The sequence below is a fragment of the Streptomyces sp. NBC_01431 genome (assembly GCF_036231355.1).
In the GTDB taxonomy this organism is placed as follows: domain Bacteria; phylum Actinomycetota; class Actinomycetes; order Streptomycetales; family Streptomycetaceae; genus Streptomyces.
In genome coordinates, this window is sequence record NZ_CP109496.1 from 2,743,139 (window position 1) to 2,757,105 (window position 13,967).

Below are 13,967 nucleotides of genomic sequence, written 5' to 3' on the forward strand. Positions count from 1 at the left end.
AGTACAGCCTATCGAAGGATGGTTCTGTGGCGACATAGGGCGCACAGGAGGCGCACGATGCGTGTCGCGAGCCCCCTGTGCCCCTACGTGCGGGCTTGTCCTGCTTTACGGCACGGATCCCGTTGGCGCGGGACCCGTGACGCGCTGCTCAGGACGGTTACGCGAGGCCCAGTCGCTCGGCCGCGGCCACCGCGTCCACCGGGACGGTGACCGGCTGCGGGGCTCCCGCGACCGCCCAGTCCGGGTCCTTGAGGCCGTTTCCGGTCACCGTGCAGACGATCTTCTGGCCCGGGTCGACCAGACCGCGCTCGGCGGCCTTCAGCAGGCCCGCGACCGAGGCCGCGGAGGCGGGCTCCACGAAGACGCCCTCCTGCGAGGCGAGCAGCCGGTAGGCGCGCAGGATCTCACGGTCCGTCACTTCGTCGATGAAACCGCCCGATTCGTCGCGCGCGGCCAGCGCGAACTGCCACGAGGCCGGGTTGCCGATGCGGATGGCGGTCGCGATCGTCGAGGGGTCCTTGACGACCTCCCCGCGCACGATCGGCGCCGAACCGGACGCCTGGAAGCCCCACATGCGCGGGGTGTGCGTCGAGACCTCGTCGGCGGCGTACTCCTTGTAGCCCTTCCAGTACGCCGTGATGTTGCCGGCGTTGCCCACGGGCAGGACGTGGATGTCGGGGGCGTCGCCGAGCGCGTCCACGATCTCGAACGCGGCGGTCTTCTGGCCCTCGATGCGCACCGGGTTGACCGAATTGACCAGCGCCACCGGGTAGTTGTCGGACAGCGCGCGGGCCAGCGTCAGACAGTCGTCGAAGTTGCCGTCGACCTGGAGGATCTTGGCGCCGTGGATCAGCGCCTGGCCCATCTTGCCGAGCGCGATCTTGCCCTGCGGCACGAGCACGGCGGACACCATGCCCGCGCGGACTGCGTACGCCGCCGCGGAGGCCGACGTGTTGCCGGTGGAGGCGCAGATGACCGCCTTCGCGCCCTCCTCCTTCGCCTTGCTGATGGCCATCGTCATGCCGCGGTCCTTGAAGGAACCCGTCGGGTTGGCGCCCTCGACCTTGAGGTGCACCTCGCAGCCCGTGCGCTCGGAGAGCAGCTGCGCCGGCACGAGCGGCGTACCGCCTTCGCGCAGGGTGACGACCGGCGTCGTAGCGGAGACGGGGAGCCGGTCCCGGTACTCCTCGATGATTCCGCGCCACTGGTGGGTCATTGCTGGTTACTCCCCTTCAACACGCATGATGCTGGCGACACCGCGCACGGTGTCGAGCTTCCGCAGGGCGTCCACGGTTCCGGTGAGGGCCGCGTCGGCCGCACGATGGGTGACGACGACGAGGGACGCCTCGCCACCGCCGTCCGGCCGGCCTTGCTGGCGCACCGTGTCGATGGACACCCCGTGCTCGGCGAAGACCGTCGCGACCTGGGCGAGCACGCCCGGTTTGTCGGCCACGTCGAGGCTGATGTGGTAGCGCGTCACGACGTCGCCCATGGGACTCACGGGCAGCTGCGTGTACGCCGACTCACCGGGCCCGGTGGCCGCGCTGAGCTTGTTGCGGCAGACCGCGACGAGGTCGCCGAGGACGGCGGAGGCCGTCGGAGCGCCGCCCGCGCCGGGCCCGTAGAACATGAGCCGCCCGGCCGCCTCGGCCTCCACGAACACCGCGTTGTAGGCCTCGCGGACGGAGGCCAGCGGGTGGCTGAGCGGGATCATCGCGGGATGCACCCGGGCCGTGACCGAGCGGCCGTCGGCGGCCCGCTCGCAGATCGCGAGCAGTTTGATGGTGCAGCCCATCCGGCGCGCCGAGGCGAAGTCCGCCGCGGTGACCTCCGTCATGCCCTCGCGGTACACGTCGTCCAGGCGCACCCGGGTGTGGAAGGCGATCCCGGCGAGGATGGCGGCCTTGGCGGCGGCGTCGAAGCCCTCGACGTCGGCGGTTGGGTCGGCCTCGGCGTAGCCGAGCGCGGTGGCCTCGTCCAGGGCCTCCTGGTAGCCGGCGCCCGTGGAGTCCATCTTGTCGAGGATGAAGTTGGTCGTGCCGTTGACGATGCCGAGCACGCGGTTGACCTTGTCGCCGACCAGCGACTCGCGCAGCGGCCGGATCAGCGGGATCGCGCCGGCGACGGCGGCCTCGTAGTACAGGTCCCGGCCGTGCTCGACGGCCGCGGCGTGCAGTGCGGCGCCGTCCTGGGCGAGCAGCGCCTTGTTCGCGGAGACGACGGAGGCGCCGTGCTCGAAGGCGGTGGTGATGAGGCTGCGGGCGGGCTCGATGCCGCCGATGACCTCCACCACGACGTCGATGTCGCCGCGTTTGACGAGGGCTGTGGCATCGGTGGTGACCAGGGCGGGGTCGATGCCCTCGCGCACCTTGGAGGGCCGGCGGACGGCGACGCCGGCGAGCTCCACGGGTGCGCCGATGCGCGCCGTGAGGTCGTCGGCGTGCGTCGTCATGATGCGCGCCACCTCTGAGCCGACCACTCCACAGCCCAGCAGCGCCACCTTCAGCGGACGCGTACGCATCATCCGACCTCGTTTCCTGTTCAAACCTGGAATGCGAACCAGTCTCACTCACCGGACGGGGGTTTCTGCCCCTCGTCCGGATCCTGAGACAACTATTTCATTCAGCCGACGTCGAGACGCAGGAGATCTTCCTCCGTCTCACGCCTGACGATCACCCGGGCCTGTCCGTCGCGCACCGCGACGACGGGCGGGCGAAGTGCGTGGTTGTAATTGCTGGCCATCGAGCGGCAGTACGCACCGGTGGCCGGCACCGCAATCAGATCACCCGGCGCGAGGTCCGCGGGCAGGAATGCGTCACGGACGACGATGTCACCGCTCTCGCAGTGCTTTCCGACCACCCTGACCAGCATCGGCTCGGCGTCGGAGGTGCGCGAGACGAGCGCGACGGAATATTCGGCGTCGTACAGCGCGGTGCGGATGTTGTCGGACATGCCGCCGTCGACGCTCACGTACGTCCGCAGCCCCTCCAGCGGCTTGATCGTGCCGACCTCGTACAGCGTGAAGGCGGTGGGGCCGACGATCGCGCGGCCCGGCTCGACGGAGATGCGCGGGGCCGCGAGCCCGGCGGCGGCGCATTCGCGCGAGACGATCTCGCCGAGCGACTTGGCGATCTCGTGCGGCTCGCGCGGGTCGTCGTCGGAGGTGTACGCGATGCCGAGGCCGCCGCCGAGGTCGATCTCGGGCAGCTCGACGCCGTGCTCGTCGCGCACCTCGGCGAGGAGTTGGACGACGCGTCGTGCGGACACCTCGAAGCCGGCCATGTCGAAGATCTGCGACCCGATGTGCGAATGGATTCCGACCAGTTGGAGTCCGTCGAGCTTGAGGGCACGGCGCACGGCCTCGGCGGCCTGGCCGTCGGCGAGGGCGATGCCGAACTTCTGGTCCTCGTGGGCGGTGGCGATGAACTCGTGCGTGTGCGCCTCGACGCCGACGGTCACCCGGATGAAGGCCTTCTGCACCTTCCCCAGCTCCTGGGCGATGTGGGCGACGCGCACGATCTCCTGGAAGGAGTCGAGCACGATCCGCCCGACCCCGGCCTCGACGGCCCGCCGGATCTCGGCCTCGCTCTTGTTGTTGCCGTGGAAGGCGATGCGCTCGGCGGGCATCCCGGCGTCGAGGGCGGTGACGAGCTCGGTGCCGGAGCAGACGTCCAGGTTGAGCCCCTCCTCGTGCAGCCAGCGCACGACGGCCCGGGAGAGGAAGGCCTTTCCGGCGTAGAACACGTCGGCATCGCGGCCGAAGGCGTCGGCCCAGGCGCGGCAGCGGGCCCGGAAGTCGGCCTCGTCGAGGAAGTAGGCGGGGGTGCCGAACTCCTCGGCGAGCCGCGTGACTTCGAGGCCGCCCACGGTGACGACGCCGTCCGAACCGCGGCTGACGGTCCGTGACCAGACCTTCTGATCAAGGGAGTTGAGGTCGGCGGGGGGCGCGGAGTAGTGCCCCTCGGTCAGCACGTCGGCGTGGCGGGGGCCGGCGGGGTGGGCGGATCGGCTCATCGTTGTGTTCCGTCTTCTCTCTCACGCTTGTTCCAGACATGTCCACGCATGTCACAGAAACTCCGGGGCATCGATGCCGAGCAGGGACAGGCCGCCGGCCAGCACCGTCCCGGCGGCCTCGGCGAGGGCGAGCCGTGAGCGGTGGGCGGCCGAGGGTTTCTCGTCACCGAGCGGCAGTACGCCGTGCTGGAAGCAGAGCAACTCGTCGGCCAGGGCTTCGAGCTGCCGCGCCAGCCGATCGGGGGCGCGGTGCCGGGCGGCGCCTTCGAGCACACCCGGATGGTCCCCGAGCAGCCCGAGCAGAACGTCCCCCTCCGGCACGTCCCCGGCCTCGGCCGCGAACCCCAGCTGCCGGGCATTGCGGACCAGCGCGCGACTACGGGAGTACGCGTAGCGCACCCGGAAGAACGAACTGCTCTCCCGCTGACCGAGCAACTCGTCCACATCGGTACGGGGGCGGTCGTGCCGGGCGGCCCGGAGCATGGCCCAGCGGGCGGCATCCGGCCCGACGAGCTCGGCGAGCTGCCCCGCCTCACAAGCCACGACGGGAAGCCGGCTGCCCCCGTGGGCCACGATGCACGCCTCGCCCCCCTGGGCCCTGATCAGTCGCACGACCACCTCGGTGACGACCCCGGCCCGGCTCTCCCCCGCGTCGGCGAACGCGTGGCTGTGCCCGCGCAGGGCGTCCCCGTAGCCGTACCGCGTTCCGCACCGCACGATCTGCCGTACGACGTCGAACTGCGCACCCCTATCGAGGGTGATGTTGAGGAACCCGGGCCCGGTGACGTCGACCAGGGCGATACCGGGCTGGTCGGCGATCCGCTGCCGCAGCAGTTCGGCGACGCGGCGCGGGGGAAGGCCCGCGGCGGCGGCGAGCTTGAGCGCGACGCCGCTGGCGTAGTCGCCCCCACCGCCGGGCCGGGGCCGCTCGACCTTGACGACATCGGGCACGGCACCCCCCACCAGCACGAGGGCACCCTCATCGACCGCACTGCGCACGACGCGCACGACGGTATGGGAGAGCTCTGCGGGGGTCACGGGTCCAGCGTATGGGAGAGGGGGGGTCCCTCCGCGAACCGGTTTCGCCATGCGGGCGGTGGGGGGTGCGGCTGAGCATGGGGGTAGGGCGGTGTGCGGGTGCTGGCGCGGGTGCGGGTGGACATCGCGCGGGGCGGCCGGATGCCCGTGGGGGCGTGCGGTTCGGCGTCGGGGGCTGGCGGGCATGGGGGCCGGGGCGGCCGGATGCCCGTGGAGGGCGTGCGGGTCAGCGTCGGGGGCTGCCGGGATGGGGGCCGGGGCGGCCTCAGGCGCTGCTGGACACGGAGCAGAGCGGCGTGCGGGTCAGCCTCGGGTGCTGCCGGCCCGCCCGGACTCCCTGCTGCCGTCGGCAGACGGCGGAGCCTCCCGGTGCAGCAGGTGGCGTACGACACGGACCAGCTCCGCGGGCTCGAACGGCTTGGCCAGGAAGGCGTCGACCCCGGCGGCCAGTCCGTTCTCCACCTCGTACTGGGTGCACGCACTGATGATCGCGACCGGGAGCCGGCTGGTACGCGGGTCGGACCGCAGCCGCGCGGCCGTACGCAGTCCGTCGAGCCGGGGCATCACCACGTCGAGGGTGACCACGTCCGGACGTACCTGGTGCACGACCTCCAGGCACTCGGCACCATCAGCCGCGGTCACGACCTCGAAGCCCTCCAGCTCAAGGTTGACCCTGATCAACTGCCGGATGACCTTGTTGTCGTCCACAACAAGAACCCGGCCCGACGCGCCTGGCACACCTTGAGGTTAGGTCCGCGGAGGGCACCGCGTCCGGGTTTTCCCCACTTCCACCCCGCCCGGGGGACACAGCCTCACGAGAGAGGGGAAATACCTGTTCACAGGCACCCCGGGAGAGCTGGTAGGGTTCTACCCGTCGCCGCCAAACGCGGCGGACGCCCCCGTAGCTCAGGGGATAGAGCAACGGCCTCCGGAGCCGTGTGCGCAGGTTCGAATCCTGCCGGGGGCACAGAAGCCGGACCAGCACCGCAAGGTCGCTCACCTGCTGACGTGCCAGACTTCAAGAGCCGGACCCAGTTCTACTGGGTCCGGCTCTTTGTCGTTCTCTGCGTCGTTCTCCGTCCCTGTGCCCAGCCGCCTTGGACGCAGCCCGCACGGCGCTTGCCTGGCCCCATCCCGCGCACCGCAGCCAGTACGGCCCGGGGCGTGGCCCGGGATGGCCCCACGTCACTCACCGGCACTGGTCCCGCTCTGCTGCCACTGCCACCCCGGGCCGGGACGCCCGCAATTCCGCCGCGCTGCGCCCACAAGGACCGCGATCCCTTAAACGCAGAAAAGCCCCGCACCGTGATCCCGAAGGAATCATGATGCGGGGCTTTCCCCAAAAATTGTTCGGCGGCGTCCTACTCTCCCACAGGGTCCCCCCTGCAGTACCATCGGCGCTGAAAGGCTTAGCTTCCGGGTTCGGAATGTAACCGGGCGTTTCCCTAACGCTATGACCACCGAAACACTATGAAGTTGAACACCGGAACCCCAAGCAGGGGCTCTGACAGCTGTTCATTGCTTCAGAACAAACACAGTGGACGCGAGCAACTGAGGACAAGCCCTCGGCCTATTAGTACCAGTCAGCTCCACCCCTTACGAGGCTTCCACATCTGGCCTATCAACCCAGTCGTCTACTGGGAGCCTTACCCTCTCAAGGAGGTGGGAACACTCATCTCGAAGCAGGCTTCCCGCTTAGATGCTTTCAGCGGTTATCCTTTCCGAACGTAGCCAACCAGCCATGCCCTTGGCAGGACAACTGGCACACCAGAGGTTCGTCCGTCCCGGTCCTCTCGTACTAGGGACAGCCCTTCTCAATGTTCCTGCGCGCGCAGCGGATAGGGACCGAACTGTCTCACGACGTTCTAAACCCAGCTCGCGTACCGCTTTAATGGGCGAACAGCCCAACCCTTGGGACCGACTCCAGCCCCAGGATGCGACGAGCCGACATCGAGGTGCCAAACCATCCCGTCGATATGGACTCTTGGGGAAGATCAGCCTGTTATCCCCGGGGTACCTTTTATCCGTTGAGCGACGGCGCTTCCACAAGCCACCGCCGGATCACTAGTCCCGACTTTCGTCCCTGCTCGACCCGTCGGTCTCACAGTCAAGCTCCCTTGTGCACTTACACTCAACACCTGATTGCCAACCAGGCTGAGGGAACCTTTGGGCGCCTCCGTTACTCTTTAGGAGGCAACCGCCCCAGTTAAACTACCCATCAGACACTGTCCCTGATCCGGATCACGGACCGAGGTTAGACATCCAGCACGACCAGAGTGGTATTTCAACGACGACTCCACAACCACTGGCGTGGCCGCTTCAAAGTCTCCCACCTATCCTACACAAGCCGAACCGAACACCAATATCAAACTGTAGTAAAGGTCCCGGGGTCTTTCCGTCCTGCTGCGCGAAACGAGCATCTTTACTCGTAGTGCAATTTCACCGGGCCTATGGTTGAGACAGTCGAGAAGTCGTTACGCCATTCGTGCAGGTCGGAACTTACCCGACAAGGAATTTCGCTACCTTAGGATGGTTATAGTTACCACCGCCGTTTACTGGCGCTTAAGTTCTCAGCTTCGCAACCCCGAAAGATCACTAACCGGTCCCCTTAACGTTCCAGCACCGGGCAGGCGTCAGTCCGTATACATCGCCTTACGGCTTCGCACGGACCTGTGTTTTTAGTAAACAGTCGCTTCTCGCTGGTCTCTGCGGCCACCCCCAGCTCACCGAGTAAATCGGATCACCAGTGATGGCCCCCCTTCTCCCGAAGTTACGGGGGCATTTTGCCGAGTTCCTTAACCATAGTTCACCCGAACGCCTCGGTATTCTCTACCTGACCACCTGAGTCGGTTTAGGGTACGGGCCGCCATGAAACTCGCTAGAGGCTTTTCTCGACAGCATAGGATCATCCACTTCACCACAATCGGCTCGGCATCAGGTCTCAGACTATGTGTTGTCCGGATTTGCCTAGACAACGTCCTACACCCTTACCCCGGGACAACCACCGCCCGGGCTGGACTACCTTCCTGCGTCACCCCATCGCTTACCTACTACAGATCCGGGTCACCGGCTCCACCACTCCCCTCAACTCCGAAGAGATCAGGGCGGCTTCACGGGCTTAGCATCGTCTGATTCGATATTGGGCGTTTCAAAGCGGGTACCGGAATATCAACCGGTTGTCCATCGACTACGCCTGTCGGCCTCGCCTTAGGTCCCGACTTACCCTGGGCAGATCAGCTTGACCCAGGAACCCTTAGTCAATCGGCGCACACGTTTCTCACGTGTGTATCGCTACTCATGCCTGCATTCTCACTCGTGAACCGTCCACCACTAGCTTCCGCTGCAGCTTCACCCGGCACACGACGCTCCCCTACCCATCCCAGCCCCCGTTAGAGGTATGTGCTGGAATGACACGACTTCGGCGGTACGCTTGAGCCCCGCTACATTGTCGGCGCGGAATCACTTGACCAGTGAGCTATTACGCACTCTTTCAAGGGTGGCTGCTTCTAAGCCAACCTCCTGGTTGTCTCTGCGACTCCACATCCTTTCCCACTTAGCGTACGCTTAGGGGCCTTAGTCGATGCTCTGGGCTGTTTCCCTCTCGACCATGGAGCTTATCCCCCACAGTCTCACTGCCGCGCTCTCACTTACCGGCATTCGGAGTTTGGCTAAGGTCAGTAACCCGGTAGGGCCCATCGCCTATCCAGTGCTCTACCTCCGGCAAGAAACACACGACGCTGCACCTAAATGCATTTCGGGGAGAACCAGCTATCACGGAGTTTGATTGGCCTTTCACCCCTAACCACAGGTCATCCCCCAGGTTTTCAACCCTGGTGGGTTCGGTCCTCCACGACCTCTTACAGCCGCTTCAACCTGCCCATGGCTAGATCACTCCGCTTCGGGTCTAGAGCGTGCAACTCAAACGCCCTATTCGGACTCGCTTTCGCTACGGCTTCCCCACACGGGTTAACCTCGCTACACACCGCTAACTCGCAGGCTCATTCTTCAAAAGGCACGCAGTCACGACTGTATGTGCAAGCACATACAGCGACGCTCCCACGGCTTGTAGGCACACGGTTTCAGGTACTATTTCACTCCGCTCCCGCGGTACTTTTCACCATTCCCTCACGGTACTATCCGCTATCGGTCACCAGGGAATATTTAGGCTTAGCGGGTGGTCCCGCCAGATTCACACGGGATTTCTCGGGCCCCGTGCTACTTGGGTGTCTCTCAAACGAGCCGTTGATGTTTCAGCTACGGGGGTCTTACCCTCTACGCCGGACCTTTCGCATGTCCTTCGCCTACACCAACGGTTTCTGACTCGCCTCACAGCCGGCAGACTGTGAAAGAGAGATCCCACAACCCCGCATGCGCAACCCCTGCCGGGTATCACACGCATACGGTTTGGCCTCATCCGGTTTCGCTCGCCACTACTCCCGGAATCACGGTTGTTTTCTCTTCCTGAGGGTACTGAGATGTTTCACTTCCCCTCGTTCCCTCCACATACCCTATGTGTTCAGGTATGGGTGACAGCCCATGACGACTGCCGGGTTTCCCCATTCGGAAACCCCCGGATCAAAGCCTGGTTGACGGCTCCCCGGGGACTATCGTGGCCTCCCACGTCCTTCATCGGTTCCTGGTGCCAAGGCATCCACCGTGCGCCCTTAAAAACTTGGCCACAGATGCTCGCGTCCACTGTGCAGTTCTCAAACAACGACCAGCCACCCATCACCCCCACCATGCAGTGGAGTTCACTGGGGCCGGCGACCGAAGACCAACAGGCAAAGCCCGTGCCTTCAGATACCCAACAGCGTGCCCGGCCCGGTCCTCCTGGTTCACGTTCCACGCCGAAGCAGTACTAGTGACCCTCAAGAACCGTGCCGAATAGTCAACGTTCCACCCATGAGCGAGCCACCGCCGGACGTTTGCCGACGAAATGGCCTCTGACCAGGCGAACCTGGTAAGAAATGCTCCTTAGAAAGGAGGTGATCCAGCCGCACCTTCCGGTACGGCTACCTTGTTACGACTTCGTCCCAATCGCCAGTCCCACCTTCGACAGCTCCCTCCCACAAGGGGTTGGGCCACCGGCTTCGGGTGTTACCGACTTTCGTGACGTGACGGGCGGTGTGTACAAGGCCCGGGAACGTATTCACCGCAGCAATGCTGATCTGCGATTACTAGCAACTCCGACTTCATGGGGTCGAGTTGCAGACCCCAATCCGAACTGAGACCGGCTTTTTGAGATTCGCTCCGCCTCACGGCATCGCAGCTCTTTGTACCGGCCATTGTAGCACGTGTGCAGCCCAAGACATAAGGGGCATGATGACTTGACGTCGTCCCCACCTTCCTCCGAGTTGACCCCGGCAGTCTCCTGTGAGTCCCCATCACCCCGAAGGGCATGCTGGCAACACAGAACAAGGGTTGCGCTCGTTGCGGGACTTAACCCAACATCTCACGACACGAGCTGACGACAGCCATGCACCACCTGTATACCGACCACAAGGGGGCGACTATCTCTAGCCGTTTCCGGTATATGTCAAGCCTTGGTAAGGTTCTTCGCGTTGCGTCGAATTAAGCCACATGCTCCGCTGCTTGTGCGGGCCCCCGTCAATTCCTTTGAGTTTTAGCCTTGCGGCCGTACTCCCCAGGCGGGGAACTTAATGCGTTAGCTGCGGCACCGACGACGTGGAATGTCGCCAACACCTAGTTCCCAACGTTTACGGCGTGGACTACCAGGGTATCTAATCCTGTTCGCTCCCCACGCTTTCGCTCCTCAGCGTCAGTAATGGCCCAGAGATCCGCCTTCGCCACCGGTGTTCCTCCTGATATCTGCGCATTTCACCGCTACACCAGGAATTCCGATCTCCCCTACCACACTCTAGCTAGCCCGTATCGAATGCAGACCCGGGGTTAAGCCCCGGGCTTTCACATCCGACGTGACAAGCCGCCTACGAGCTCTTTACGCCCAATAATTCCGGACAACGCTTGCGCCCTACGTATTACCGCGGCTGCTGGCACGTAGTTAGCCGGCGCTTCTTCTGCAGGTACCGTCACTTTCGCTTCTTCCCTGCTGAAAGAGGTTTACAACCCGAAGGCCGTCATCCCTCACGCGGCGTCGCTGCATCAGGCTTTCGCCCATTGTGCAATATTCCCCACTGCTGCCTCCCGTAGGAGTCTGGGCCGTGTCTCAGTCCCAGTGTGGCCGGTCGCCCTCTCAGGCCGGCTACCCGTCGTCGCCTTGGTAGGCCATCACCCCACCAACAAGCTGATAGGCCGCGGGCTCATCCTTCACCGCCGGAGCTTTTAACCCCCCAAGATGCCCTGAGGAGTGTTATCCGGTATTAGACCCCGTTTCCAGGGCTTGTCCCAGAGTGAAGGGCAGATTGCCCACGTGTTACTCACCCGTTCGCCACTAATCCACCCCGAAGGGCTTCATCGTTCGACTTGCATGTGTTAAGCACGCCGCCAGCGTTCGTCCTGAGCCAGGATCAAACTCTCCATGAATGTTTACCCGCTATCGGGTGCACACATCACGTAAGAGCGGGACGACCAAGCCGGAATAAGGCCGGTCGTCCACAGCGTCCTCGCTGTGTTGTTGCCTGCCCACCACAAGAGCGGAACAGGACTTTTCAAAGGAACCTCGATCCGCCGAAACGGATACGGGGTTGTCAATCTGGCGTTGACTTTTGGCACGCTGTTGAGTTCTCAAGGAACGGACGCTTCCTTTGTACTCACCCTCTCGGGCTTTCCTCCGGGCGCTTCCCTTCGGTATTTCGTGTTCCCGACTCTATCAGACGCTTTCGTGTCCGACTTCCTCGGTGCCTTTCCGGTTCCCCCTCTCGGGTTTCCCTTTCCGGCGGTTCCGACTCTATCAGATCCTTTCGGACCTGATTCCCGGTCGAAATCGGGGTGTCTTCCCGGCCCTTGGGCCTTTCCGACGTCCCGAACTCTAGCGGATCTTTCCGGCGACTCGTAACCGAGGTTCCGGGCTCGATCGGAAATGGAATTCGGCATGCCGAATTCAACCCCGGTCGAGGGATCGTGCTGAGTTGGGTTGCCGCAGAACCTGCGGCGGACGGTTGCCTCGGAACCGTTCCGGCGCCGCGACAACTCGGAGAACACTACACGAGCCCGAGGGCCCTTCACGCCCCACCCTTGCCAGGCGTCCCACGCTCTTCTCCAGCCCCACCAGTGAGCGGCCGACAGCCTCGTCCACCAAGGCGTGTGTCCGGCTTGTCGGACACCTTGAACTATGCCGCCAATGCCCTGCGGCCTGCCGTTCCAACTTCGTAACCGATCCCTTCGGGGCCGCCGCCCCGAGCTGTCCGAACACCTGCGAACCCGGGGATTCCGGCAGGTCCCGGAGGTCCTGGCAGTGCGTTGCGCGTGCAATCCGCATTGGGTACACATGGACGGCGCGCGGGGTTGCATGCGCGTCGTTCGGGTCTGCTGTGTCTGTTTCGGGGGTGTGCGTGAAGGTCGACATGGGGTCCGCGACCCTGTCCGATCTGTCGTCGACGAACTTCGACGCCGTGCGTTTCGGCGCGCGTCACTGACCATCAGAAGGGTGGAACAAGGCCGCGAACGAGGTCCGCGACATCGTCCGCCTGGTGCGCGCGACGCTGGAGCTCAATGACGGCACGGCGCATTCGACGCTGTCCAAGGCGAAGGCCGCCGTCGACGCGATCGGCTGATTGCCTCAAGTGGCTTGTAAGCACGGGTAATTGGTGTGAAGGGGGTGGTGTGTGGTGGGTAGCTGGGATGTTTCGCCGGCGGTTGTGTCGGGTGTGCTCCAGAAGACGGGGCATGCGGCTGAGGCGATGTCGACGGCTGTCGGGGGCGGGCCGGTGGGCAAGGATGGGATCGAGTCCGGCGGGATGAGGACCGGATCGGGAACGGGAAGCGCGTGGTCATTCCGGACATGCGTAATGCCGATCAGGCCGCCATTGACGATGTCAGGGCAATTGTCGAAGTCCAGTCGAAGACCATGGGTGGGGTGATCGGGTTGTCTGGCATCCGCGACGAGGGCGGAGCGCGGATCGTCCGGGCCATGCCGAAGGATCCGGAGGCCTTGGCCGCGCTTCGCGAATGGGCCGACCAGCCGGATTCCCTGCTCGGTGTCGCAGGGCTCGATCTGACCTCGGCCGACCTGTCCGGGGCGGACTTCGGCGGCGGCATGCTGGCCGGGACCGTGCTCAGCGACGCGGTGCTGGTGGGCACGGACCTCTACCGGGCCCACCTGGAAGGCGCGGTGCTCGACGGTGCCGATCTGACGGGCGCCCGCCTCGTGAAGGCCGTGCTGGATGAGGCCTCTTTGCGGCGGGCGAAGCTGGGCGGGGCGGATCTGGGCAGTGCCGAACTGTGTGCGGCCGATGCCCGGGGCGCCGTGCTCCGCGGCGCGCGGCTCAACGCCGCCTCCCTGATCGACACGCTGTTGCAAGGGGCGGACCTCACCGGAGCCGTGGTGAAGGAGACCTCGTTCCGTGTCGTGGTCGACGAACTCACCGTGGTCGAGGGTCTGTCGGGCACGGTGTACGGGCCGATGGCGCTGGAGAGCGGCGGGCAGCGCAGCGAAATCGGCGGCCGGGCAATGGAGTTGTGGCTGAGCGACCGGGGCGCGGACGTGCGGGTGATCGACCCGGCGTCGCGGCACATCACGTACTACGCGAAGATCAGTGAGGGGTATCCCCGGAGCAGTCCGCGCGGCGTCGTCCGGCGCCGCTTTCTTGACGGGGTCGCGTACGACGAGGCTTTCACCCGGAATCTGAGGTGGGAGCCGACCGAGTACCTGCGGCTCTACGAACTCGGCCACAACGAGGTCGACCATGTGGAGATCACCGCGCAGGAAGCGGACTCCTTTGTCGAAGCGGTGACCGCGAAGCTCCGCGAGCGCCCGTAATTCCGGACCGTACCGG

Annotated in this window: 6 protein-coding genes, 1 tRNA gene and 3 rRNA genes; 2 read left to right on the forward strand and 8 right to left on the reverse strand. The window is 65.0% G+C overall.

Going from position 1 to position 13,967, the window contains the following annotated elements; translation table 11 throughout:
* Window positions 1-157: 157 nt before the first annotated feature.
* The 5 genes from thrC to OG522_RS12470 all read right to left on the reverse strand — a co-directional run bounded on the left by thrC (window position 158) and on the right by OG522_RS12470 (window position 5,790).
* Window positions 158-1,216, reverse strand: coding sequence for a threonine synthase (gene thrC, locus OG522_RS12450; protein WP_329463035.1), 1,059 nt, complete (start codon window positions 1,214-1,216; stop codon window positions 158-160).
* A gap of 6 nt (window positions 1,217-1,222) precedes the next feature.
* Window positions 1,223-2,524, reverse strand: a complete 1,302-nt coding sequence (locus OG522_RS12455; protein WP_329463036.1) for a homoserine dehydrogenase — start codon at window positions 2,522-2,524, stop codon at window positions 1,223-1,225.
* Between the two features lie 98 nt (window positions 2,525-2,622).
* A complete protein-coding gene (gene lysA, locus OG522_RS12460; protein ID WP_329463037.1) occupies window positions 2,623-4,014 on the reverse strand; it encodes a diaminopimelate decarboxylase in 1,392 nt (463 codons plus the stop codon).
* A gap of 51 nt (window positions 4,015-4,065) precedes the next feature.
* Entirely contained in the window at window positions 4,066-5,052 is a 987-nt protein-coding gene (gene nrtL, locus OG522_RS12465) for an ArgS-related anticodon-binding protein NrtL (RefSeq protein ID WP_329463038.1), read from the reverse strand.
* 303 nt (window positions 5,053-5,355) lie between these two features.
* The gene (locus OG522_RS12470) at window positions 5,356-5,790 is read right to left on the reverse strand and encodes a response regulator (RefSeq protein ID WP_329463039.1); all 435 of its coding nucleotides are present in this window, start codon (window positions 5,788-5,790) and stop codon (window positions 5,356-5,358) included.
* Between the two features lie 157 nt (window positions 5,791-5,947).
* On the opposite strand from OG522_RS12470, the gene OG522_RS12475 reads away from it, so the two are divergent.
* A tRNA-Arg gene (locus tag OG522_RS12475) sits at window positions 5,948-6,019 on the forward strand.
* Between the two features lie 381 nt (window positions 6,020-6,400).
* Here the strand turns inward: OG522_RS12475 and rrf are convergent.
* The 3 genes from rrf to OG522_RS12490 all read right to left on the reverse strand — a co-directional run bounded on the left by rrf (window position 6,401) and on the right by OG522_RS12490 (window position 11,556).
* Window positions 6,401-6,517 (reverse strand): 5S ribosomal RNA (gene rrf, locus OG522_RS12480).
* 88 nt (window positions 6,518-6,605) lie between these two features.
* Window positions 6,606-9,730 (reverse strand): 23S ribosomal RNA (locus OG522_RS12485).
* Window positions 9,731-10,030: 300 nt separating this feature from the next.
* Window positions 10,031-11,556, reverse strand: a 16S ribosomal RNA gene (locus tag OG522_RS12490).
* Together the 16S, 23S and 5S rRNA genes form the textbook arrangement of a ribosomal RNA operon.
* 1,417 nt (window positions 11,557-12,973) lie before the next feature.
* Here OG522_RS12490 and OG522_RS12495 point away from each other — a divergent pair.
* Complete coding sequence (locus OG522_RS12495) at window positions 12,974-13,951, forward strand: pentapeptide repeat-containing protein (protein ID WP_329463040.1); 978 nt, start codon at window positions 12,974-12,976, stop codon at window positions 13,949-13,951.
* Window positions 13,952-13,967 lie beyond the last annotated feature (16 nt).

Excerpts from the sequence above, each read along its gene's own strand:
- OG522_RS12455 (WP_329463036.1), bottom strand. The coding sequence starts at position 2,524 with ATGATGCGTACGCGTCCGCTGAAGGTGGCGCTGCTGGGCTGTGGAGTG.
- thrC (WP_329463035.1), bottom strand. The coding sequence starts at position 1,216 with ATGACCCACCAGTGGCGCGGAATCATCGAGGAGTACCGGGACCGGCTC.
- OG522_RS12495 (WP_329463040.1), top strand. The coding sequence starts at position 12,974 with ATGCGTAATGCCGATCAGGCCGCCATTGACGATGTCAGGGCAATTGTC.
- lysA (WP_329463037.1), bottom strand. The coding sequence starts at position 4,014 with ATGAGCCGATCCGCCCACCCCGCCGGCCCCCGCCACGCCGACGTGCTG.